This window comes from Pedobacter sp. NEAU-ZC8 (assembly GCF_059278965.1).
Genome location: NZ_JCAJXC010000007.1, coordinates 136,848 through 160,608 on the forward strand (window position 1 = coordinate 136,848; position 23,761 = coordinate 160,608).

Below are 23,761 nucleotides of genomic sequence, written 5' to 3' on the forward strand. Positions count from 1 at the left end.
CTTCGAGATGCCGGGCTTTTTTCGTTTAGGCGTGTTGATTGAAATATTCGATCAGGGTTTTTAACTGGGTCCTGTTAACGATGGTCGCCAGTTCATCTTCTGTGGCTTCCCTGATCCGTTTAACGGATTTAAAGTGCCTCAACAGCTTGTCGGCTGTAGTTTTCCCAATGCCGGGGATGTTCTCAAGTTCCGTTTTCAATGTGCCTTGATCACGCTTCTTACGGTGGAAGGTAATGCCGAAGCGGTGCGCCTCATCCCGTAATTGCTGGATCACTTTCAAGGTCTCGGATTTCTTGTCCAGGTACAGCGGGAAGCTGTCGCCGGGGTAGTAAAGTTCTTCGAGCCTTTTAGCAATACCGATCACCGTAACCCGGTTCTCTATACCAAGCTTCTTTAAGCTGGTCATAGCAGAGGAGAGCTGACCCTTGCCGCCATCAATGATGATGAGCTGAGGCAATGGCTGCTCTTCTTCCAGCATGCGCTTATATCGCCTGTAAACCGCTTCTTCCATGGTGGCGAAGTCATTTGGCCCCTCAACGGTTTTCACGTTGAAATGCCGGTAGTCCTTTTTTGATGGTTTCGCATCTCTGAACACCACAATCGCGGATACGGGGTACTTGCCCTGGAAGTTGGAGTTATCAAAGCACTCAATGTGCGAAGGCAGTTGTGTAAGGCGAAGGTCCTTTTGCATCTGGGTAAGGATGCGTTCCGTTCTTAGATCCGGATTGACTTTCTCATACTGGTTCAGCTTCTCCCGTTTGAAGAACAGCACGTTCTTCTGAGAAAGCTCCAGCAGGCTTTTCTTTTCACCAAGTTTGGGTACCGTAAACTTTAATCCCGGATCGGTGATGGATAGCTCAAAGGGAACAATGATCTCTTTAGAAGTACTGTTAAACTTGGTACGGAACTCGGTGATGGCGATGCTGAGCAGTTCTTCATCGGTTTCATCCAGTCGCTTCTTGATCTCGATGGTTTGCGTTTGAATGATACTGCCGTTCATGATCTTTAGGTAGTTTACGAAGGCGTAACGTTCATCGGAGGCAATGCTCACCACATCAACATTGGTGATGGAGCTGTTGACAACGGTGGATTTGCTCTGATACTTTTCGAGTACCAGCAGTTTCTTTTGATATTGGTGTGCCGTTTCGAAGTTTAAATCCGCAACGGCATTTTTAATGATCTGTTTAACATCCCGGATGACGTTTCCGATCTTACCATTGAGGATCTCTTTGATCTCTTCGATATTTTTTTCATAGTCTTCCAGCGACTGGTACTTCTGACAGGGGCCTTTGCAGTTGCCGATCTGGTATTCCAGGCAGACTTTAAACTTGTCTGCTTCAATGTTTGGAATCGTTAAGGGCAGGTTGCAGGTACGAAGGGGATAGGTCTCCTTGATCAGATCCAGGATGGTGTGCATCATGCCTACAGAAGCATAAGGGCCAAAGTAGGTCGATCCATCTTTCACCATTTTACGGGTCCAGAAAACACGTGGAAATGGCTCTTTTTTGATGATGATCCATGGATAGGTCTTATCATCCTTGAGCATGATGTTATATCTTGGCTGGTGCCTTTTAATAAGGCTGTTTTCCAGCAGCCAGGCATCGATCTCCGTATCGACAATAGTGAAGGTGATCTTACGGATCTTGGACACCAACACACGGGTCTTGCCATTAAGCTGATTGTCGGAGTTAAAGTAAGAGCCTACGCGGTTGCGCAGGTCCTTTGCCTTGCCAATATAGATCAGCACCCCCTCGGCATCCCAAAACTGGTATACACCGGGGCGATGCGGAACATCGTTCAATGCCGTTTTATAATCGAATGCAGCCATGCGCTAGAAGCCTAATTTCTCGTCGAGTTCTGTTTTTCCTTGCTCTTGTTGCTGATACTGGTTACAATCATACTCGATGGTACGTGGGGTAGTCGGTGCCTCAAAATCTCCTTTTGAGATCTTCAAGGAAGGATTGGCATATACCCGTTTCATGAAACCGGCATAGATCGGCAATGCCGTATTCGCACCCTCACCCTCACGGGTGCTGATGAAGTGAAATGCACGGTCCTCACAACCGGTCCAAACCCCAGCTACCAGGTCTGGTGTTATGGACATGAACCATCCATCGGAATTATTCTGCGTTGTTCCCGTTTTTCCGCCGGTTGGCGCGTTAATGCCGTATTTATATCTTAATCTCGATCCTGTACCTTTATTCACCACACCTTGGAGCATTCTTGTCATCACGTAAGCAACTTCTTCGTTCATAACAACCTTCACTTGTGGTGTTTTGTTGTACAATACCACGCCATTTTTGTCTTCTATCCGTAGAATATAGGTTGGTTCAGTCCACACGCCTTTGTTTGCAAATACGCTGTAAGCCCCTACCATGTCGTAAATCGAAGCATCAAATACCCCTAAACTGATGGAAGGATAAGCTGGAACATCGGTGCTGATACCCATCTTCTTTGCCAGTGTAGCCACTGCAGTAGGGCCAACTTGCTTCATCAAAAAGGCGGTGATATAGTTCTGGGAGTTGGCCAATGCGGTTTGCAAGGTAACCATACCCGGAATGGTCGAACTTGGGGAAGAGCGTGGTGTCCATGGTGCACTGCCTGGCGTTTCGATCGTTACAGGTTCATTTGCCACCGTATAACAAGGTGAATAACCGTTCTCAATAGCCACGGCATAGGTGAAAGGTTTAGCCGTGGAACCCACCTGACGTGAACCCATCTTTACCTGATCATATTTGAAATGCTGGAAGTTTATGCCGCCAACCCATGCTTTGATGTGTCCGGTTTTAGGATCCATGGCCATCATGGCATTACGCAACAGCATTTTGTAGTACTTCACGGAGTCCATAGGTTTCATCAAGGTATCTACGTCGCCTTTCCAGGTGAAGATGTTCATGCGGGTAGGGGTGTTGAAGTCTTTCATAATCTCATCTTCGGATTTACCCTCCAGTTGAAGTGCTTTGTAGCGCTCCGAGCGCTTAACACCCTGAAGCAGCTGTGTTTGATTGCCCTTGAAAGGGTTTTTACCTCTCCAGCTTTTGTTAAACTGCTGTTGAAGCGTTTTCATGTATTCACGTTGTGCCTCTTCCGCATACACCTGCATATCATAGTTGATGGTGGTCACGATCTTCAGGCCATCACGGTCCAGATCGTATGGTGTACCATCTGCTTTCAGGATGGAACGTTCCTGGAAAATACGTTTAATGTCGGATTTCAATACCGCACGGAAGTATGGTGCAATACCATCACTTACGGTAGCGCTTCTGAATTTTAGACCCAATGGCTTTGCCTGCTCTACCTGAAACTGCTCATCGGTAAGTTTACCGGCCTTCACCATCATGGCAAGTACGGTGTTTCTTCGTTCGCGGGAGCGCTCCGGATTACGTGTAGGAGAGTATCTTGTGATACCTTTTTGTAGGCCTACAAGTGTCGCCGCTTCCGTGTATGATAATTTATCTGGGGTGGTGTTGAAGTATATTCTCGCTGCAGATTTTATGCCGTATGCCTGGTTACCGAAATCGACGGTGTTCAAATACATGGTAATGATCTCTTCTTTGGTATAGTTGCGCTCCAGTTTTACCGCAATAACCCATTCCTGAAACTTCTGCATCAGTCGCTTAAAGAAGTTACGTTGACGGGCCTCTTCAGAGAAAAGGTTTAAGGCCAGCTGCTGGGTGATGGTACTACCACCCTGACGTTTACCCACAAGGTTGTAGAAAAAGATGGTAAATGTTCTTTTGAAATCTATACCGGAGTGTGTCATGAAACGCGTGTCTTCTGTCGCGATTAGCGCGTCAATTACATTCTGAGAGATCTCCGGGTAGGTGATGTTCGATCTGTTCTGCACAAAGTAATTACCCAATGGGCGACTGTCTTCGCTGAGGATCTCGGTAGCCTGGTTACTTTTCGGGTGTTCAATATCACGGAAGGAGGGCAGTGTACCAAAGATACCAAAGCCTACACCTGCGATGAATAAGGAGAAAAGTATGATACCGCCAATCAGTAGTTTCCAAAGCGTGAAGTTGTATCTTTTGATATCTGATTGGGTAAGTTGTTGCTTCATTTTAATAAGTGTTTTTATAAAAATCCAGGTATTGGTTCAGGAGCGACTTGCTTTTGATTATGTCAAAGTTCTCCTTGCTGATGATGAAAGTCTTATATAATGTTGGACTGACCCTCATGATCCTGTTCAGTTGCGGTGTTATCCGGTCCTGAAATGCCTTAGCAGCCTCAAAATTACTAAAGTTTCCAACGTAAATTAGCTGATCGTTGTCAAATTCAACCAATTGGTGCCTCAAATCACTTTCAGGATAGTTTCCACGGCTGAATTGTCCGATGCCAAATCGTGAAGAGCTGAGGCGGATGGAGGCATCTTCGACATTGATCACGAAGTACCAGGTGCTAGAAGGCGCATTACGGAAAGGAGAAGTGTTAGGGGGTTGCGCGGTTTCCGGCTTTTGTTCAGCTTGTGCTGTTACGGTTGATGTTTGGTCCTTCCCTTGCTCGGCTTGGTTGTTTGTATTTAGCTCCCTTACAGCTTGCGCTTTTGTGGGTGGAGTGCTATCATTCACCTTCGGCATAGTCTTTATTCCAGGGGCTCCAGGAACCTGTGCATAAAATCTAGGTTCGTTCGGGTCAAAATCAATCAAGGCGATCTTACGCTTTTTAAATTCCGCCAGATGCGCATAGATGTAACTCAGGTGCTCGCTGACCAGGGGTACAATAAGACGATCCTGCGGGTATGCAGATCTGATCTGTTCAAGCTGCTGTAATAGGCTATCTACAGGTTGTGTGCGGCCAACCGCGATCGCGCGTAAATAGGCGAACTGTGGTGCAAAGTTTGTCTCCGGCATTTTGGCCAGGGTTTCATCTGCCATCCGGATCACCTTAGGAAAATCTTTCTGCAGGTAGCTTTCGAAAAGGATGTTGTAAGTATTACTGATCTCCAGCTCCAGGATATTCTGGTCAGCCCGGAAGTTCGGTTCCAGGATAATCCGGGCATAGATGCTGCTGCCATGGTTGTTCAGGACCTGGTTCTTGTAGCCTTCGGCCTTGTTTTGATCCAGACCCTTGTAAATCCGGTACAGGCTGTAGTTGATGGCGGCCAGCTGGCTATTCTCCGGATACTTCTGTAAAAGCAGCTCATAGATCGCTGCAGCATCTTTGCTTGCTTTAAGTTCCTGCTCATAGAATGATGCAAGTTCAAGATAGGCATTTACGATCCTTTCGTTTGAGGCATGAAGCATCTGATTGTTTACCGGGACAGCAGCCAGAAAACTAGTGAGCCTTAGGCTGTCGGTGCCAGATTGTACGGCATTGCCATCGTTTGGCTGTAGTGTGATCGGGTCCAGACTTAGTGTTTGCTGGGTATTCGGTGCAGTATTCCGGATGCTTTGGCGCCAGTTATCTTCCAGTTTTCTATTGCCCCAACTTTTGATGAAATCTGCGTAGCCACGCTCCATTGCATTTCGGTTCTGGAAATAGAAGGTCGCGTTCTGTTGTGAAGTTCCAGAGCTTGCATTTGTCAGGTTGGTACTATTGCCAGCTGCGCTAGAGCTTGTGTCTGCTGTGATGACACTGGTACCTGTTGCGGTCGCTGCAGCCTCTGAGGCTGTCGGGAAGAGCATTTCCCTGGCCCGGCTTTCACGTGCTACTTCGGGTAAGGTAGCCAGGACCTGCAGGCTGTCTTCCCTTGCAATGGTCTCGTATCGACTGGAAAGATAGTCCAGGCTCTGACTCTTCTTTTGGATAAGTTCCAGTCCAGGGTACTCCTTAGGTAGATTTTGAATTGCAGCATCATAGTGCTTTTTGGCCTGGAGATAGTCTCTTTGCTGCGTGAAACTCAGCTCAGCAACCTGCAGAAAGGCCATACCTTTAAGCGTGACGTTGGTTGTTACGGCTTCAATAGCCTTGTTGTAATAGTCTGCTGCTTTGGTATAGGACTGCTGCCCGCGAAAGTGTTCTGCAATGCGATAGTAGATCTGATCGCTGAACTCCTCATTCTTTTCATCTTTGAGTAAGGCCAGTAGCTGCTCCTCTTTTCGAAGCTGATCACCATTTTGTAAGGCGTTTACTTCAACCAGGTTTAGCCTTGCATTGAAATACAGATCAAACCCGGTATTACTGCTTTGTACTTTTTTATAATGGCTGATCGCCTGAGCATAGTCTTGTTGCTCCTGGTACAGCTGTCCAAGTATAAAGTGCCAGCGGATGGTATTGCGCTTGTGTTTACTTTCCTTTACTGCTGTTTCAAGGTATGGAATGGCTTGTTTTTGCTGAGACATCAGAAGCGCCATTTGAGCAAGTGTCGCAATGGGCTCTGCACGGTCCTTCTTGCTTTGCTCCAGATGCTTTTCCAGGGAGTCGAGTGCAATTGCAGCAGGTTTTAACTCGTTCACCTGCATCAATGACCTTGCCTGCCAGTCCAGCGCCTGGATTAAACTTGCCTGGTTTTCCGGGTAAGTTTTCGCGACGTAGTCGAAATATTCAGCGGCCAGAAAGTAATTGCCTTTATAGAACTCACTTTTGCCCATCAACAGGTAGGCCTCATCCAGGTAGTTACTCAAACTTTTGTCTGTAATAATCGTTTTGGACTTACGAATGATTTCATCAAGCGCCTTGTTGTTGGGGTTTGCCGGCAAACTTGTAGGGTCGAACTTCTGTGGACTCAGGTGTACTGGCAGGACTTCATTGTAATTGTTCGGGAAAGCATTGTATAATTCGGAAACATAGTCCTCAAGGATTATATTCGCATTGTATATATAATTATACCGCGCCGTCAGATTTTGCATCCCCCTACCGGAAGAGCCGTCCTTTTGTACGCTGCAGGCATATAGGATACTGATGGACAGGCAAAATAGAAGTAGCTTTACCTGATGAAGGGAGGAGTTGCTCAATGATATACGTTATGAATTACGTGGTATGGTACAAAATATATGCAAAAATATCTGATTAGCCTATCATTAGAAAACAATAGACTATTTATTTACTAAAAAGATGGAAGATCCACAGCGAGAAGTCAAGCGCAAACAGGTTGTCAGTTATGCCCGGTATACTGGTCTATTTTTTCAAATGTTTGTGATCATAGGTGTTTTTGCCTTTGTGGGATCCTGGCTGGATGATTACCAGGCGACCAAACAGCCATATTATACTGCGGGGCTGGCCTTGATCGGGGTCGTGATCGCGATTTATCAGGTGCTGAAAGAAGTAAATCAGCTGAACAATCCTAAAAGTTAAAGCCCACCAGATTAATTTGCTATTTTTGCAGCAAATCTGATCCATTGAGCATCGTTCGTTTTACAATCTTATATACGGGGTTTTGTATTGTGCTTGCCGGCCTGGCAGCCGCCCTTCAGCAAATCTTTCCTGACGCCGATCTTCTTGTTAACAAATTCTGGGTGATTTTCTGCTTCCTTGCAGGCATTACCTACATCGCCTATGTAACCGCCGATCTTGGGATTAAAAAGGACCCTGAAGTAGGCGTAATGGCGATTATGGCATCTATTGCGGTGAAGATGATCTTTTCGATGGCTTTTGTGCTGATTTACAGTCAGAAACAGCCCCAGTTAGGCGGAATATTCCTGGCCAACTTTTTTTCTTTATATTTATTGTTTACCTGCTTTGAAATATACTGGTTGTTGCGTAACTTGCGCCACCAAAATAAATAGTAAAAATCTGCGAATAAATGGATTGTAGCCACGTTTTTGATTTTAAAGTGAATAGGTTAATTGCTGCTTTTACGCTTTTTTTAGCGCTTTTCACTGTTGTACCATCTGTTTTAGCGCAGACTGACAGTGTTGAAGCTGGCGCCACTCATGAGGCTGTTGCAACTACTGCTGCTCATGGTGCTGAAGCTGGGCATGAAGAAGGTAATTTTGATCCTACGGAAGTGATCATGGAGCACATCGCTGATTCTCATGTTTGGCATGTGGCTGGTCATTTTTCTTTCCCGCTTCCGGTAATTTTGTATACTCCTCAAGGTTTAGAAGTGTTTTCTTCTGGTAACTTTCACCATGGTGAGGCTGATCATAAAGGCACCTATAATACCTATCGTTTGGTGGAGAGCACCAAAGACCAGAGTGTGGGTCAGAATTTCTTCAATAAGAAAATTAAAGTTGTTGCTCCGGATGGTCAGATCGATGAAGCTGCAACGGCTAGCATTATGGACTTCTCCATCACCAAGAACGTTGCTGCAATGTTCCTGACTGTAGTGATCTTGTTGCTTGTCTTTTCTGCGGTAGCCTCTGCGTACAAGAAGCGTCACGGAAAATCGCCTAAAGGATTGCAGTCTTTCTTAGAACCGATCATTGTGTTTGTAAGAGACGATATTGCTAAACCAAACATCGGTCATGATTACGGTCGTTTTATGCCTTTTCTGTTAACGGTGTTCTTCTTTATCTTAATCAATAACCTTTTGGGATTAGTTCCAATCTTCCCGGGTGGTGCTAACGTGACTGGTAACATTGCGACCACTTTTATTCTTGCGTTATTCACTTTGATCATCGTAAACGTAAATGGTAACAAATCATACTGGAGTCACATCTTTGCACCTGACGTTCCGAAATGGATGTATGTGATCATGATCCCGGTAGAGGTTATCGGTGTGCTTTCAAGACCATTCGCGTTAATGGTGAGGTTGTTCGCCAACATTACTGCTGGACACATTATCGTGTTAAGCTTAATCTCTCTGATCTTCATTTTCAAATCACTTGCAATAGCGCCGGTATCGGTAGCGTTCGTGATCTTCATGGATGTCCTGGAGTTACTAGTTGCTTTTCTACAAGCTTTCATCTTTACCTTGTTAAGCGCGCTTTTCATTGGTATGGCTGTTGAGGAGCATCATTAATATTAAACTATAGATTCATTAATATAAATTAAATTAGTTATGGTAGGTTCAATCGCGGCAATTGGTGCCGGAATCGCAGTTATCGGTGCTGGATTAGGTATCGGACAAGTAGGTGGTAAAGCAATGGAAGGTATTGCCCGTCAACCAGAGGCTGCTTCTAAAATTCAAACTGCAATGATCATCGCTGCTGCACTTATTGAAGGTGTTGCGTTATTCGGTGTGGTAGTTGCGTTCCTTGGAAACAATCCTCAATAATCAAAGGACTGTAAGTACAGGAAAAAAAAACTAAGGTTGGAAGTCGACGATTGGTTGCCTTCCAGCCTTAATTAAATTAAGACTTAGAAATTTAAATATCATATGGAGTTAGTTACCCCAAGTATTGGACTTGTTTTCTGGACATTAATCGCGTTTTTGTTTCTATTGCTGCTTCTTAGAAAGCTAGCCTGGAAACCAATCATGGGTGCTATCTATGAGCGCGAGCAGTACATCGATGAGGCTTTAAATAAAGCTGAATTGGCAAAAAAAGAAATGGCTCGTTTAACTGCTCAAAATGAGGAGTTGATGCTACAAGCGCGTGCTGAAAGGGATGTTATCCTTAAAGAAGCAAAAACGCTTAAAGACAGCATCCTGAATGAGGCTAAAGCACAGGCGCAGGCTGAAGGTAGCAAAATGCTTGAAAAAGCTAAGATCGAAATTGCTAACCAGAAGAAAGCTGCACTGGCTGAAATGAAGTCGCAGGTATCTACTTTATCTATCGAGATCGCGGAACGTGTTTTGCGCGGACAATTACAGGATAAAGCGAAACAGCAGGAATTGGTTACAGGCCTGTTAAAGGATGTAGAGTTAAACTAATTTTATCCAAACGTAAAGTACAAATGTCAAATAGTAAAGCAGCATCAAGATACGCGAAGTCACTTATTGATCTTTCTATCGAGCAAAACTCTATGGAAGCTGTTCGGGCTGACATGGCAAGCATCGTTTCGGTAATTACTGCAAACCCTTTACTGGGTGCAATTCTTAGCAACCCGATTATTCCGCTTGATAAAAAAGCCGGTATCTTAAAAGACACTTTCTCCGGAAGGGTTAGTGCAGTTACCGATCTGTTCCTGAAGCTGATCGTAAGCAAAGGAAGGTCTTCAATCGTGTTTGAAACTGCTAAAGCTTATTTATCACAGTATAATGCCCTGAAAGGTATTATCACTGCAGAGGTAACTTCAGCGATTCCGCTAACAGAAGCAAACCGTACTGAGATTATAACTATAGTTAAAAGAGAAGTTGGCGCCAACGAAGTACTGATCAAAGAGAAAGTTGATGAGAAACTGATTGGCGGGTTTATTTTAAAAGTTGGTGACAGGCAGTTTGATGCCAGCATTGCCAGCAACCTGAATAAACTAAAGAAAGAATTTAGCCACGGTGTGGTTTAATAAACATTAACAGATTACTGATTACAAAAGAAATAATATAAAACATTATGGTAGAGGTAAGACCAGACGAAGTATCGGCAATTATCAGGCAACAATTGGCGGGCTTCAAATCGGAAGCTGAACTGGAAGAGGTTGGTACCGTATTACAAGTGGGTGATGGTATCGCCCGTGTTTACGGTTTAACTAAAGTACAGTCAGGTGAGTTAGTTGAATTTGACAACGGCTTACAAGGGATTGTATTGAACCTTGAGGAAGATAACGTTGGTGTGGTTTTATTAGGTCCTTATGGCGACATCAAGGAAGGTGATACCATTAAGCGTACCAATAAAATTGCTTCTATCAAAGTTGGTGAAGGTATGTTAGGTCGTGTTGTAAACACACTTGGCGAGCCTATCGACGGTAAAGGTCCAATCTTAGGCCCAACCTACGAAATGCCGATTGAACGTAAAGCACCTGGTGTAATTTACCGTCAGCCGGTTACTGAACCATTACAAACTGGTATCAAAGCGATTGACGCGATGATTCCAATTGGCCGTGGTCAGCGTGAGTTGGTTATTGGTGATCGTCAAACTGGTAAAAGTGCCGTTTGTATCGATACTATCATCAATCAAAAAGAATTCTATGAAGCAGGAAACCCTGTTTTATGTATATATGTAGCTTGCGGTCAGAAAGCAAGTACCGTAGCGAACGTTGTTCGTACACTAGAAGAGAATGGTGCAATGGCATACACAGTAGTAGTTTCTGCTGCTGCTGCTGATCCTGCTCCACTTCAATTCTACGCACCTTTCTCTGGTGCTGCAATCGGTGAGTACTTCAGAGATACTGGTCGCCCGGCATTGATCGTTTATGATGATTTGTCTAAACAAGCTGTGGCTTACCGTGAGGTTTCTCTTTTACTACGTCGTCCACCGGGCCGTGAGGCTTATCCAGGTGACGTGTTCTACCTTCACAGCCGTTTATTAGAGCGTGCTGCGAAAATCAACTCTAACGATGATATCGCACAATCCATGAACGATCTTCCGGAGTCTATCAAAGGAATCGTTAAAGGTGGTGGTTCATTAACGGCATTGCCAATCATTGAAACTCAGGCTGGTGACGTATCTGCTTACATCCCGACCAACGTAATTTCCATTACTGACGGTCAGATCTTCCTGGAGTCGAACTTGTTTAACGCAGGTGTTCGTCCGGCGATCAACGTAGGTATCTCGGTATCACGTGTAGGTGGTAACGCACAGATCAAGTCGATGAAGAAAGTTGCTGGTACTTTAAAGTTAGATCAGGCGCAATACCGCGAGTTAGAGGCTTTCTCTAAGTTCGGATCTGACTTAGATGCTGCTACTAAATCTGTATTGGACAAAGGTGCCCGTAACGTGGAGTTGTTAAAACAAGGCCAGTTCTCACCAATGCCAGTTGAAAAGCAAGTTGCGATCATCTACATCGGTACTAAAAACCTGATGCGTCAGGTTCCAGTAGCGCGTGTTAAAGAATTCGAACAAGAATTCCTTGAGCAAATTGAATTGCGTCACCCAGAGGTTCTAGCTGCCCTAAAAGCAGGTAAACTTGAAGATGCAAGTACAAGCGTATTAGAAACAGTAGCTAAAGAGGTTTCAAGTAAATATTAATCTCTAACGGCGCACACTAAAATAACATGGCTAATTTAAAAGAAGTAAGAATACGTATAGCATCGGTGCAATCTACACAGCAGATTACCAAGGCCATGAAAATGGTTTCGGCTGCTAAGCTAAAGCGTGCTACCAATGCGATTACACAATTACGTCCATATGCTACTAAACTAAAGGAGATTTTAGGTAATCTGTCGGCAAGTTTAGAAGGTTCATCATCACCTTTTATTCAGGAGCGTGAACCGAACAAAGTTTTAGTTGTGGTCGTGTCATCAAACCGTGGTCTTGCAGGTGCGTTCAACATGAATGTTATCAAAGCAACCAATAATCTGATTGCGGAGCGCTATAGCGAGCAGTTGAAGAACGGTAATGTTAGTGTTGTTGCAATTGGTAAGAAGGCTCAGGACTTCTACGAAAAGCGTAATTACAACACCATCGGTAACAACAACGAGCTATATTCAGCATTGACCTTCGAGAATGTAACCCAAATTACAGAAGCGATCATGGATGGCTTTGTGAAGGGCGATTATGATGAAGTTCAGGTGGTTTATAACCGCTTCAAAAATGCCGCTGTTCAAATCGTTACAACAGAGCAACTGCTTCCATTAAAACGAGCTGCTGAAACACAAGTAGAGACGGTAAAAGCCTCAAATGTAGACTACATCCTGGAGCCATCTCAAGCAGAGATCGTAGAACAGTTGATTCCGAAGTCGATCAAGATACAGCTTTACAAAGCGGTATTAGATTCACATGCTTCAGAACACGGTGCACGTATGACCTCTATGGACAAAGCAACTGAAAATGCCGGAGATCTTTTGAAAGCATTGAAACTATCCTACAACCAGGCCCGTCAGGCTGCTATTACAACCGAGTTAACCGAGATTGTAAGTGGTGCTGCTGCCCTGAATGGATAATCAAAGAATATATTATCAAAGCCTCTGTCGCACGACAGAGGCTTTTTTGTTTAAACAAATCAGTCAAATGAAAACACGTTTAGCGATCCTCATCGCCTTCCTCATGCCATTAGGCCTACTGGCTCAGGACAATAGCACCAACCAGATAGATACCACATCAAACAACCAAAGCGGTTACCGCGATTATACCGCTGCAGTACTCTGGCAGCAACATGCCGGAGAATACCGCGCCCTTGCCTTTCAGGCCTACAACTTTGCCAAAATATCCCTGCTGGATCGTTTAAAACAAGCGGGCAAGGACAAGAAGTACTGCGTAGTGGTCGATGTGGATGAGACTGTGCTGGACAATTCACCATTGCAAGGTTATGAGATCACGCAGGGCAGGACCTTTGATCCTAAGGACTGGAGCGATTGGACCGGCAAAGGCATAGCCGACACCGTTCCAGGTGCACTGAGCTTCCTCAAGTTTGCCGCTGAACATCAGGTGGAGACCTTTTACGTGACCAACAGAGACACTTCAGAAATGCAAGGTACTTTGTACAACCTTAAAACCCTTGGCTTCCCCAATGCAGATAAAGCACACATCCTGCTAAAAAGCAGTACCTCAGATAAAGAACCTAGAAGACAGCAGATACTGGAGAACTATCATATCCTGCTTTTATGCGGTGATAACCTCAGCGACTTCTCTAACATCTTCTATCGCTCAGGCAAGAACACCATTGAGCAGGTAAATGCGGCACAAGCCGAATTTGGTACGCATTTTATTGTACTACCAAACCCAATGTATGGCGACTGGGAAAAACAGTTCTATAAAGCGGGCAAACCGTCGGAGGCCATCAAGGCTGCAGAACGGTTAAAAGGATTGAAAACTTATTAGTATTAATCCTTTTATATAGGCTAATTAATATTATTTTTGTGCGGTAAAACTAAAAAATTAACATGGATAAGAAACCAATCTACAGTACTCCCAGCATGAAAACTGCAAACGATGAAGGGATCTACAAATTATTACTAGTTGGAATTATATTAGGTGTAATCGGCGTGTTTTTGCGTTTTGCAGGTGATTCTGATATGCTGTCCCTAATTTCATGGGCTATCCTGTTTGTAGGAGCAGCTTTTTGCTTCAAAGGCGTTTTCAAGATTCTAGGTGCATAACCTTCCAGATACCAACATTAAAAAAGCCAGTTCGATAAGAACTGGCTTTTTTGTTTTATAATAAGTTTGTTGTTTGTGAGTTTATTTCACGCGCTTCTGATTGTCTTTCGCAAAAGCTTCCCAGCCGGAGTAGGACTTCCCGCCACCACCAGAAGGCACCCTTTGAAAAGCATGGCAAACCGCCACGGCAAGTCCGTCTGTAGCATCCAGGAACTCGGGTGTTTCTTTAAACAGCAGCAGCCGCTGCAACATCGCCGCCACCTGTTCCTTGCCCGCACTACCATTGCCTGTAATCGACTGTTTAATCTTCCGTGGCGCATATTCCGTCACCGGGATGCTCTTCGATAGCGCTGCTGCCATCGCCACACCCTGTGCGCGGCCCAGTTTCAGCATCACCTGAACGTTCTTACCGTAGAACGGCGCTTCAAGCGCCATCACATCTGGTTTGTACTGCTCAATCAAACCTACCGTCTTGTCAAATATCCTTTGAAGCTTTAGAAAATGATCGTCAAGGTGATCCATCTTTACCACCCCCATGCTGATCAGCTTAATTTTACTCCCCTGTTCCAGGATCAATCCGTAGCCCATAACCGCTGTTCCCGGATCGATTCCCATGATCACCCTTTCCTTTTTTTCCACCAACATAGAACAATAATAAGCATATTTGCAGAGAGTGAGCGCAAAAAGTATAACACCCCGATACAAGACCATCATATCTAATCTGATCAAAATTGGCGTTGTCGTATTTGCCTTTTACTTCATCTACGTCAAGCTTAGCGCCAACCAGGACCTCAAAGGATTTCTTGACCTCATCCACCGCATTCCTTCCGTACAGATCATTGCCGTTATCTCGCTCGTGTTCCTGCTGATGCTTGTAAACTGGGGCCTGGAAGCAGTAAAATGGAAAAGACTTATAGCACCAATTGAGCGCATTAGTCTTTGGAAAGCGGTAGAATCGGTATTCTGTGGACTTACCTGGGCGGTATTCACACCGAACCGGATAGGGGAGTATGGCGGGCGTGTCTTTTTTCTTTCGCCTAAACGGCGGATCATCGGGGCAGTAGCGATGGCTGTGGGTAACATCGGACAAATGGTGCTCACCAACATCTTCGGTTCCATCGCCCTGTGCATTTTCATTTACCGTTTCAAACCGATGGACGACCTGTTTTTCCTGTTCCTCTGCACCATCGCTTTTATCTTCTGCTCCTTTCTGGCCATATTCTACTTCAACATCAAATGGCTAAATGGGCTGCTGCTCTCCATGCGCTTTACCAGAAAATACAAGAAGTTCTACACGATCCTGGCCCGGTACCGAAAGGCCGAGCTCCTGAGAATACTGCTTTACTGCCTGGCGAGATATGCCGTATTCAGCACCCAATATTTCATCATGTTTTTCTGGCTGATACCAAGCCTGCATTTCACTGATGTGCTGATGATGGTCTGCATCCTGTTTTTCATACAATCCAATCTGCCATCACTAGACCTGTTCGACATTGGTATCCGAAGTGTGACAGCCTTATTCTTCTTCGAATTCATCACCGACCAAAGTGCACCTGTAGTGGCCTGCACCGCCAGCATCTGGCTTATTAATATTATTATTCCTGCTATATTAGGATCCTATTTCGTCTTTAAACTTAATTTCTTTGGAAGTCTTAAACGTAACTAGTGTATTATCCCTTTTGCTGACGTTACTTTACCTGGGTGTAATCCTCTGGTTCATAAAAGGTTGGAAAGCGCTGAAAACCTTTACCTACCGCAAACACCAGCCCATAAAAGTCTCTATAATCATTGCTGCCCGGGACGAAGCCGAAAACATCAGCAAAACCATAGAAGATTTGCTGGCGCAGGATTACGAGAAGGAATACCTGGAGATCATCTTTATCGACGACCATTCTACAGACAATACCGGCGCCATCATCAGCTCCTATGCTGCACAAGGCATCAGCCTGATCAGCCTGAACGAAAGCAATACCATCAATTCCTATAAAAAGAAAGCCATTGAAACGGCCATAGGCGGTGCCAAAGGCGATCTCATCATCACGACGGATGCAGACTGCCGCATGGGTCCGAACTGGCTTAAAACCATCGTGAGCTATTACCAGGAGGGTGGTTACAAAATGATCTCCTCTCCGGTGGTATACTTCGAAGAGCAGAGCCGCTTTGAAAGGGCACAATCCCTGGAGTTCCTGTTCCTGATCGGCATGGGCGCCTCTACCATTGGTAACAACAAACCATCAACCTGCAACGGCGCCAACCTGGCCTATGAGCGTCAGGCTTTCCATGAAGTTGGTGGCTTTAAAGGTATCGATGACCTTGCCTCTGGCGATGACGAGTTGCTGCTGCACAAAATGGCCGACAAATACGGCAACAAGATCGGTTTCCTCAAGAACCACGAAGCCGTCGTGTATACCCAGGCCAAGCCAACCCTGCGGGAGTTTATACAGCAACGTAAACGTTGGGCTTCAAAAAGCACCAGGTACAAGAACAAGTCGATCATTGTGCTCGGTGTGCTGGTCTGGTTATTTAACCTGAGCATCCTGCTAAACCTGCTAGCTGGCACAGCGATGTTGCTGTTCAACATCGCCGGGGGGGCGCAGCTGTTATCCCTCGCATTTCTTCAGTTCTGTATAAAATTGCTGATAGAATTCCTGTTTTTGAAAAAAGTTATTCAATTTGCCCGCAGACCGGAACTCATGCAACTTTTGCCTTTGTTAAACATCCTGCACATCATTTACATCATCTATATCGGTATTGCCGGCAACTCCGGTAAGTACAGTTGGAAAGGAAGGATGGTTCGCTAATGAATGATCACAGCCCTTCAAAAAAGATCTGGAAGAAGTTCAAAAAGAACAAATTCGCTGTCGGCGGCCTGCTGTTCATCCTGGCCACCATGATCATCGGGATTTTGGGTTACCTCGTAACTCCGGATCAAACGCCTATGGCCAACACCATGCACCTGCAGCTCAGCAATAAAAAGCCTGGCCGCAGTTTCAGCTTTCTGGTCATCAACCGAAATCCATCCATCCAGCAGGTCAACATCTTTGAAAAAATGCTGTATGGACAGGAAGCCAACTTCAAAAGCATACCCATAAACAGCTACAAGATTACAGGCACGAAGGTCGAAGCAGCAGCTTACATCGGCGATGATGAACCCGGCGAAAGCAAAGTGTACAACATCAAAGACATCTGCAGCAGCTGCGATCTGAACGCAACGCCAGAACAGCTGAAAGCGCAATTTATCCAGAGCAACATTTACGAGCAGCGCTTCCTGTTGGGTACCGACATCTATGGCCGCGACCTACTCAGCAGGCTCATCCTCGGCATCAGGGTTTCACTTTCCGTAGGCCTTATGGCGGTGATCATCTCCTTATTGATCGGCATCAGCTTAGGTGCACTTGCCGGGTATTTTGGCGGCAAAGTAGACGCCGCAATCAGCTGGTTCATGAACGTGATCTGGTCATTGCCCTCCTTACTGCTGGTCATTGCCATCTCTTTTGCCCTGGGTAAAGGCTTCTGGCAGATCTTCATCGCTGTCGGCTTATCAACCTGGGTAGATGTCGCAAGGCTTGTCCGCGGACAAGTCATGGCACTCAAAGAAGTGGAGTTCGTAGAAGCTTCCAAGGCGCTGGGCTTTCCCACCAGCCGCATCATCATCAAACACATCCTGCCGAACATTGCCGGCCCCATCCTGGTGGTCGCTTCCGCAAACTTTGCCTCGGCCATCCTGCTCGAAACCGGGCTAAGCTTCCTGGGTTTCGGTGCACAGCCACCAATGCCAAGCTGGGGCACCATGATCAAGGAGCATTATGGCTACATCATCATGGATGCCGCATACCTCGCCGTACTACCTGGACTGGCCATCATGCTCACCGTCTACGCCTTCAACGTACTTGCCATCGGCTTAAGAGATGCCTTTGATGTCAAATCACAGAACGTAACGATTTAAAAATTACTTTTTCCCTTGAATTCTTCAGCTGCATTATCCTTAACTTTGCGGTATGTTAATCAATTGTTTCCAAAAAGAACTGATCGAAGCAGGCTGTGATGAGGCGGGCAGAGGATGCCTTGCAGGTCCGGTATATGCTGCTGCTGTCATTCTTCCACGGAAATTCAAATCCAAGATCCTGAACGACTCCAAGAAACTTAGCCTGGAACAACGTCTGGAGATGCGTGAGGTAATCCAGAAACAAGCCATCTGCTGGGCAGTAGGTGTAGTGGACAACAACGAGATTGATGAGATTAATATTTTAAATGCCTCCTTCCTGGCCATGCACCGCGCCATTGACCAGCTTATGGTTATTCCGCAATACCTGGTGATCGATGGGAACCGCTTTAAACCCTATTCAGATATCCCACATGCCTGCATCGTTAAAGGCGACGGCAAGTATCTGAACATCGCAGCGGCTTCGATTCTCGCGAAAACATACCGTGATGATTATATGGCCAATATCGCTTTGGAGCATCCGGAATATGAGTGGCATCAAAATAAAGGCTATGCAACAGCTGCACACCGCCTGGTATCTATTGAAAGAGGATTAACACCATATCATAGAAGAACCTTTACGATCAGTCACCCGCAATTTGACGGTATGCCTGATCTTGTCGTATAAATTTGTACTTTCAGTAAATTGAAAACGCTTTTCATTACAAACCGGGTCCCTTTTCCGCCGAAGAGCGGATATCCTATAGTTGTTTATAACACAATTAAGGGCCTGCTTCGTATGGGCGTAGATATCACCTTGTTCAGCATTAATCCCAATGAGCACCAGGTCGATGTTGAGGACATCTATGATCCCGTGTTCGATGCGATCAAGTTCCACCATTACAGCGTAAACACAGATGCCAACCTGATTGGCGCCTTGTTCAACATCTTTTCGAACGAATCTTATAACATTTCCAGGTTCTATGATGATGAAGCCGCCAGAATGCTGGAAGACATACTCCGGGAAACGGAGTTCGACATCATCCAGTTCGAAAGTCTTTTCGTGGTGCCTTACCTTGATGTGGTAAAAGCCAACAGTAAAGCAAGGCTGATTTACCGCGCACATAACATGCTGTTTGATGTCTGGGAGCGACTTTCCCAAGGAGAAAAGTTCAGACCCAAGCGTAAATACCTGGAGTTCCTGGCCCATCGCCTGAAAGCCTATGAAAGTGAACAGATCAACCGCTTTCACCGGGTCTTCGCCATATCCGAACCGGACCGGCACCACATCATCAAGCTGGGCTGTGAAGCCAGTGTTGATGTCTTCCCAGTATCCCTGGATATTGAGCAGTATAAAGTAGATCCTGCCAGCCCCAACTTCCCAACGCTGTTCCACCTGGGTTCCATGGATTGGCTGCCCAACCGGGAAGGCATCGAGTGGTTCCTGGATGAAGTATGGCCAGACATTGAAGAGCTGAACAGCGAGCTGCGCTTCTATATTGCCGGTCGCAACATGCCCAAGAAGTTCTTCGAATACGACTCTGATAATGTACTGGTAGAAGGGGAGATCTTCGATGCCGTGGAATTCATGAACTCCAAAGCCATCATGATCGTGCCGATGCTCTCCGGCAGCGGTATGCGGGTAAAGATCCTGGAAGGCATGGCCATGGGCAAATGTATCATTGCTACTACCATTGCCGCAGAAGGCATTGCCTGCGAACACGGCAAAGACATTCTGCTCGCCGACACCCCCGACGAGTTCTACCGCTACATCCTCCAGTGCCTCACCCAATCCAGAAAATGGAAGGAAATCGGCCAACAGGCCAGAAAAACTGCAGAACGCGAATACGACATCTCCGGCGTATCGCAAAGGATGTTTCAGGTATATCTGCAACTACTTAATGCTTAAAAATTTGTGTACTTTTGCTCGCAATTTTTAACAACAAAGCATGAATTCATCAACATCCTGATGGATTCAGCAGCAAACACGAATCTAAACAGATGAAAGAGATCGCTTTAACAAACAAACACATATCCTTAGGTGCTAAGATGGTTCCCTTTGCTGGCTACAACATGCCGGTGCAATATGAAGGCATCAATGCCGAACACGCAACAGTAAGACAAGGCGTCGGCGTATTTGATGTATCGCACATGGGTGAGTTTATCTTGAAAGGCGAAAATGCTTTAGATCTTATTCAACGTGTTACCAGCAATGATGCTTCTAAATTGTATGATGGCAAGATCCAATACTCCTGCCTGCCCAATGAAGATGGCGGTATTGTAGATGATCTGCTGGTTTATCGCATTGATGAGAAAACCTATATGCTTGTTGTTAATGCTTCCAACATTGAAAAAGACTGGAACTGGATCCAGAAATACAATACACAAGAGGTGGAGATGCACAACATCTCTGATAAGACCTCTTTACTTGCCGTACAAGGCCCTAAAGCTGCCGAAGCACTGCAAAGCCTTACCGAGGTAGACCTAGCCTCTATGGAGTACTATACCTTTGTTAAAGGCCAGTTTGCAGGCGTGGATAATGTGTTGATTTCTGCAACCGGTTATACTGGTGCAGGTGGTTTCGAGATCTATTTCGACAACGAACACGCTGATAAAATCTGGGATGCTATTTTCGAAGCGGGTGCGGAATTGGGCATTAAGCCGATCGGACTAGGTGCCCGTGATACCCTGAGACTGGAAATGGGCTTCTGCTTGTATGGAAATGATATCGACGATACCACTTCGCCAATTGAAGCAGGTTTAGGTTGGATCACCAAATTCACCAAGAACTTTACCAACAGCGAAGCGCTTAAAGCACAAAAGGAAGCTGGTGTAAAAAGCAAACTGGTAGGTTTTGAAATGATCGACCGTGGTATTCCGCGTCATGATTATGAAATTGTAGATGCAGAAGGTAACAAAATTGGAAGGGTAACTTCTGGAACGCAGTCGCCATCACTTCAAAAAGCCATCGGAATGGGTTATGTAGCTAAAGAATTCGCGAAAGAAGGCAGCGAGATTTACATCAGTATCCGCAACAACAAAGTGAAAGCTAAGCTAGTGAAGTTCCCTTTTTATAAATAAGCCGTACCCATATATTACATGTCGAGAAAGATTGAAGTTTGTTTAACGCCCGCTTTATTGGGGCTTTATGATATAAAAGATAGTATTGTTGTTGTAATCGACATCTTAAGAGCAACCTCTTCCATGGTTTATGGCATTGATAATGGTGCAAGCTCCATTATCCCGGTTGCCCAGGTTGAAGATTGTTTAAAGTATGCAGATCATGGTTACCTGCTTGCTGCAGAGCGCAACGGCGAAGTGGTTACAGGTTACAATTTCGGAAACTCTCCCTTTTCTTATACTGCGGAGCATGTTGCCGGTAAAACCGTTGTTTTAACAACTACAAACGGCACGAAAGCCCTGCACATGGCGCGTGCTACAGCACACCAGGTGGTTATCGGTTCCTTCCTGAACCTGCAGTCGCTCTGCGACTGGTTAAGAAAACAACCTCAGGATGTTTTGTTGTTATGCGCAGGCTGGAAGGATTCTGCAAACCTTGAAGATACGCTGTTTGCCGGCGCAGTGGTGAAAGAACTTCGTTCTGAATTCACCGTGTTCGACGATTCCTCGGTGATGGCCGAGGATCTTTACGGGCTTGCAGAACATGATCTAGGTGCCTACATGACCAAATCCTCGCACAGTCACCGACTTGCGGCTCTGAACATCGGCGAAGATGTTAAGTTCTGCCTGCAGTTGAACATTTGCCAGGCCATTCCCGTACTGGTGGGAGATGCCCTGGTTGCGCTGAACAAAGCTTAATAAGTACATTTTACTTTTCAAATAAAGAGGCCCTATGCATTTGCTGCATGGGGCCTTTTGCTTGTAACAGGGTGGCAAAAAAGCCTGGTGTTGCAAGGTGCTTGCGGCGTACTTGAACCGTGGTTGCTACGTGCTTTGTACGTACGGAGCCGTAGCAAGCACGGTTAAAGTACCTTGCAAATGCATAGCAAAATGGATTTAAATGGGGAACGTTGCTTTAGCCGAGCAGTTGCTTCAGCTTCTCGTTGGTGTGGATGGCGCGGAGTGTTTCCTCATAGGCCAACCAGTAAATGGTTTCCGCTTTTGCGGTATCGAAGGTTTTTATCTCACCCATGCCTTTCGGCTCAATCAGCACGTCGCATAAAGGTGATTTCTCTTCCATATCCTTGTTGATGGACATCAGGAAGGCCCTGCCCATCAGTGCCCGGATCTTGGTGATCTTCTCCACCGGATTGAGGTGGTTACAGGAAGAACCGATAATGAAATCACAGTTGCCCACCAGCGGCTCGATGGGGAAGTTGTTCAGGATGCCACCATCTACATACATCTGGTTGTTGATCATCACCGGACTGAAGATACCGGGAATGCAGCTGGAAGCCTGAACCGTACGGATGAGCGGTCCCTGATTGAAGTATTCAATCCTGCCCTCGCTGAAGTTGGTCGCGGCGATGGTCAGGGGGATCTTTAAGCTTTCAAAGCGATCATCCGGGAAGTAGGTCTGGAACAGCGCCGTGGTGCGCTCAATATTGATCAGGCCTAATCCCTGCAGTGCAGGACGGATGAAGCGCAGCAGTTTGGTTTTGAGGAATATCTTGAGTCCTTCTTCGGGGTCTACACCAGAGGCATAAAAAGCTCCGGCAATAGAACCTGCGCTGGTGCCACTGATATGACTGAATTGTACACCGGCATTTGAAAATGCCTTAAGCACGCCTAAATGCGCTATGCCTCTGATGCCGCCACCGGATAGTACAATCCCTACTTTTGTCATTTCTGCCTTGGTTTATATTTGGACGCATGCAGGATTTTTTCTGCATCCCGCTCCGCCATCAGCGCTTGCAAGGTTACCTCCGGATTTTCCTTCATGTATTTCCTTACGATCTGCCAGCCCATCCATACACCCAATTTTGGTGCCGATTGGTTCTTTTCGCCCAATCCTGGCGTAAAAGGGCCTTCGCTCAGGTACACCTGGATCTTTTGGTAGTCGGTTTTAAACAGTAGTTCATGCTCCATAAAATAGCCCCAGATGTTGCCTTCGTAGTTAGTACACCAGCCCAGTTGCTGGTCTGTATAGCCGATCTTTACGGAATCCGGCACCTTTTCATCAAGCACCTGATCCATGAAATACAGGATCTTTCCGTTATGGATCATCTTTGAAAGCAAGGTACGGTCTTCATCACGCTCCGGAAAAAGCTCCTCGCGGGCAAAAGTTTCTGCTAATCGTGGAACAACATACTCCGGGCTAAAACGCCGGGAAAGATACATCGGCACACTGCGTACAATGGCGGGATAAAAACGGCTGTCTTTACCCAGGAACATGTCCAGTCCTATGCCCATGTATCCGTCGCCAACAGGTGCCTGCACTTCAAATCCGGATACGAAAGCGATAAACTTAGGGACATTCACCTCCGGGTAATAGTGTTTGATGTATTTGAAGGTCGTTGTGAGATCCTTTTCAATGGGCGCCATGTTTTTGAACACGCTGTCGGCATCATGATTCAGGTCTTTAAAGGCCTGATCCTGATATAAGACATCGAGAATCTCCGGACCGGAATAGGCACCATTTCCAACAATGCGGTTAATGTAATCCTGGTAAAAGTTGCCGTATTTTTTGGCAAGGTCTGCATCGGTTTGCGTTGGGCCTTTAGCCATGCCAGCTACGATATCCCGGTCAAAACGTGCTATGGAAATATCCAATTTAATGTCTTCTACATCAGGGCGCTTGTTCTGCTTGCAGGAAAATAGTATAAGCAGAGCGGCAAAAAAAAGATAGATTTGGGAAAACTTAACCGTATTGTTCATGTTGAACAAATATAGACAGATCAGGGCTTAATCCTGCAACA

At 45.7% G+C, this 23,761-nt stretch carries 23 protein-coding genes; 17 read left to right on the top strand and 6 right to left on the bottom strand.

Translation table 11 applies throughout. The annotated features are described in order from the left end of the window. Positions 1-25 precede the first annotated feature (25 nt). The 3 genes from uvrC to porW are packed head-to-tail and all read right to left on the bottom strand — an operon-like array spanning position 26 to position 6,896. Positions 26-1,828, bottom strand: a complete 1,803-nt coding sequence (uvrC, locus tag AC5WJX_RS07770; RefSeq protein ID WP_494484067.1) for an excinuclease ABC subunit UvrC — start codon at positions 1,826-1,828, stop codon at positions 26-28. Between the two features lie 3 nt (positions 1,829-1,831). Then, positions 1,832-4,063 (bottom strand): penicillin-binding protein 1A, encoded by a 2,232-nt coding sequence (locus AC5WJX_RS07775; protein ID WP_494484068.1) that lies wholly within the window; start codon positions 4,061-4,063, stop codon positions 1,832-1,834. A gap of 1 nt (position 4,064) precedes the next feature. Then, positions 4,065-6,896 carry a type IX secretion system periplasmic lipoprotein PorW/SprE gene (gene porW / locus AC5WJX_RS07780; RefSeq protein WP_494484069.1) on the bottom strand — a complete coding sequence of 944 codons (2,832 nt, stop codon included), beginning with the start codon at positions 6,894-6,896 and terminating at the stop codon, positions 4,065-4,067. 100 nt (positions 6,897-6,996) lie between these two features. On the opposite strand from porW, the gene AC5WJX_RS07785 reads away from it, so the two are divergent. The 10 genes from AC5WJX_RS07785 to AC5WJX_RS07830 all read left to right on the top strand — a co-directional run bounded on the left by AC5WJX_RS07785 (position 6,997) and on the right by AC5WJX_RS07830 (position 13,960). After that, positions 6,997-7,236: an AtpZ/AtpI family protein gene (locus tag AC5WJX_RS07785; protein ID WP_440428264.1), complete on the top strand. Its 240-nt coding sequence runs from the start codon at positions 6,997-6,999 to the stop codon at positions 7,234-7,236. A gap of 44 nt (positions 7,237-7,280) precedes the next feature. Further along, positions 7,281-7,667, top strand: coding sequence for a hypothetical protein (locus AC5WJX_RS07790; protein ID WP_440428263.1), 387 nt, complete (start codon positions 7,281-7,283; stop codon positions 7,665-7,667). Positions 7,668-7,684: 17 nt separating this feature from the next. Beyond that, a complete protein-coding gene (atpB, locus tag AC5WJX_RS07795) occupies positions 7,685-8,845 on the top strand; it encodes a F0F1 ATP synthase subunit A (RefSeq protein ID WP_494484070.1) in 1,161 nt (386 codons plus the stop codon). 39 nt (positions 8,846-8,884) lie between these two features. After that, positions 8,885-9,100 (top strand): ATP synthase F0 subunit C, encoded by a 216-nt coding sequence (gene atpE, locus AC5WJX_RS07800; protein ID WP_188627586.1) that lies wholly within the window; start codon positions 8,885-8,887, stop codon positions 9,098-9,100. Positions 9,101-9,202: 102 nt separating this feature from the next. Then, a complete protein-coding gene (gene atpF / locus AC5WJX_RS07805) occupies positions 9,203-9,697 on the top strand; it encodes a F0F1 ATP synthase subunit B (protein ID WP_440428260.1) in 495 nt (164 codons plus the stop codon). Positions 9,698-9,720: 23 nt separating this feature from the next. Then, complete coding sequence (gene atpH, locus AC5WJX_RS07810) at positions 9,721-10,269, top strand: ATP synthase F1 subunit delta (RefSeq protein WP_440428259.1); 549 nt, start codon at positions 9,721-9,723, stop codon at positions 10,267-10,269. Positions 10,270-10,316: 47 nt separating this feature from the next. Next, complete coding sequence (atpA, locus tag AC5WJX_RS07815) at positions 10,317-11,891, top strand: F0F1 ATP synthase subunit alpha (RefSeq protein WP_494484071.1); 1,575 nt, start codon at positions 10,317-10,319, stop codon at positions 11,889-11,891. A gap of 26 nt (positions 11,892-11,917) precedes the next feature. Then, the gene (atpG, locus tag AC5WJX_RS07820) at positions 11,918-12,805 is read left to right on the top strand and encodes an ATP synthase F1 subunit gamma (protein ID WP_494484072.1); all 888 of its coding nucleotides are present in this window, start codon (positions 11,918-11,920) and stop codon (positions 12,803-12,805) included. Positions 12,806-12,872: 67 nt separating this feature from the next. Further along, positions 12,873-13,682: a 5'-nucleotidase, lipoprotein e(P4) family gene (locus tag AC5WJX_RS07825; protein WP_494484073.1), complete on the top strand. Its 810-nt coding sequence runs from the start codon at positions 12,873-12,875 to the stop codon at positions 13,680-13,682. 62 nt (positions 13,683-13,744) lie between these two features. Next, positions 13,745-13,960 (top strand): hypothetical protein, encoded by a 216-nt coding sequence (locus AC5WJX_RS07830; protein ID WP_440428255.1) that lies wholly within the window; start codon positions 13,745-13,747, stop codon positions 13,958-13,960. Positions 13,961-14,041: 81 nt separating this feature from the next. Here AC5WJX_RS07830 and ruvC read toward each other — a convergent pair whose 3' ends face one another. Continuing rightward, on the bottom strand, positions 14,042-14,605 hold the full coding sequence (gene ruvC / locus AC5WJX_RS07835) for a crossover junction endodeoxyribonuclease RuvC (protein ID WP_440428254.1): 564 nt from the start codon (positions 14,603-14,605) through the stop codon (positions 14,042-14,044). A gap of 43 nt (positions 14,606-14,648) precedes the next feature. Here ruvC and AC5WJX_RS07840 point away from each other — a divergent pair, with 43 nt between their 5' ends. The 7 genes from AC5WJX_RS07840 to AC5WJX_RS07870 all read left to right on the top strand — a co-directional run bounded on the left by AC5WJX_RS07840 (position 14,649) and on the right by AC5WJX_RS07870 (position 21,701). Beyond that, positions 14,649-15,626 carry a hypothetical protein gene (locus tag AC5WJX_RS07840; RefSeq protein WP_494484102.1) on the top strand — a complete coding sequence of 326 codons (978 nt, stop codon included), beginning with the start codon at positions 14,649-14,651 and terminating at the stop codon, positions 15,624-15,626. Then, complete coding sequence (locus AC5WJX_RS07845; protein ID WP_494484074.1) at positions 15,604-16,761, top strand: glycosyltransferase family 2 protein; 1,158 nt, start codon at positions 15,604-15,606, stop codon at positions 16,759-16,761. Before AC5WJX_RS07840 ends, AC5WJX_RS07845 begins: the two co-directional genes overlap by 23 nt. Beyond that, positions 16,761-17,906, top strand: coding sequence for an ABC transporter permease (locus AC5WJX_RS07850; protein WP_494484075.1), 1,146 nt, complete (start codon positions 16,761-16,763; stop codon positions 17,904-17,906). Before AC5WJX_RS07845 ends, AC5WJX_RS07850 begins: the two co-directional genes overlap by 1 nt. Positions 17,907-17,958: 52 nt before the next feature. After that, a complete protein-coding gene (gene rnhB / locus AC5WJX_RS07855) occupies positions 17,959-18,570 on the top strand; it encodes a ribonuclease HII (RefSeq protein WP_494484076.1) in 612 nt (203 codons plus the stop codon). A gap of 18 nt (positions 18,571-18,588) precedes the next feature. Then, entirely contained in the window at positions 18,589-19,791 is a 1,203-nt protein-coding gene (locus AC5WJX_RS07860) for a glycosyltransferase family 4 protein (protein WP_494484077.1), read from the top strand. A gap of 92 nt (positions 19,792-19,883) precedes the next feature. Continuing rightward, complete coding sequence (gene gcvT / locus AC5WJX_RS07865; protein WP_494484078.1) at positions 19,884-20,963, top strand: glycine cleavage system aminomethyltransferase GcvT; 1,080 nt, start codon at positions 19,884-19,886, stop codon at positions 20,961-20,963. Between the two features lie 18 nt (positions 20,964-20,981). Beyond that, positions 20,982-21,701, top strand: a complete 720-nt coding sequence (locus AC5WJX_RS07870) for a 2-phosphosulfolactate phosphatase (RefSeq protein WP_440428248.1) — start codon at positions 20,982-20,984, stop codon at positions 21,699-21,701. A gap of 217 nt (positions 21,702-21,918) precedes the next feature. On the opposite strand, the gene AC5WJX_RS07875 is transcribed toward AC5WJX_RS07870, so the two are convergent. After that, positions 21,919-22,689, bottom strand: a complete 771-nt coding sequence (locus AC5WJX_RS07875; protein ID WP_440428247.1) for a patatin-like phospholipase family protein — start codon at positions 22,687-22,689, stop codon at positions 21,919-21,921. Further along, positions 22,686-23,720, bottom strand: a complete 1,035-nt coding sequence (gldB, locus tag AC5WJX_RS07880) for a gliding motility lipoprotein GldB (protein WP_494484079.1) — start codon at positions 23,718-23,720, stop codon at positions 22,686-22,688. Before gldB ends, AC5WJX_RS07875 begins: the two co-directional genes overlap by 4 nt. Positions 23,721-23,761: the final 41 nt, after the last annotated feature.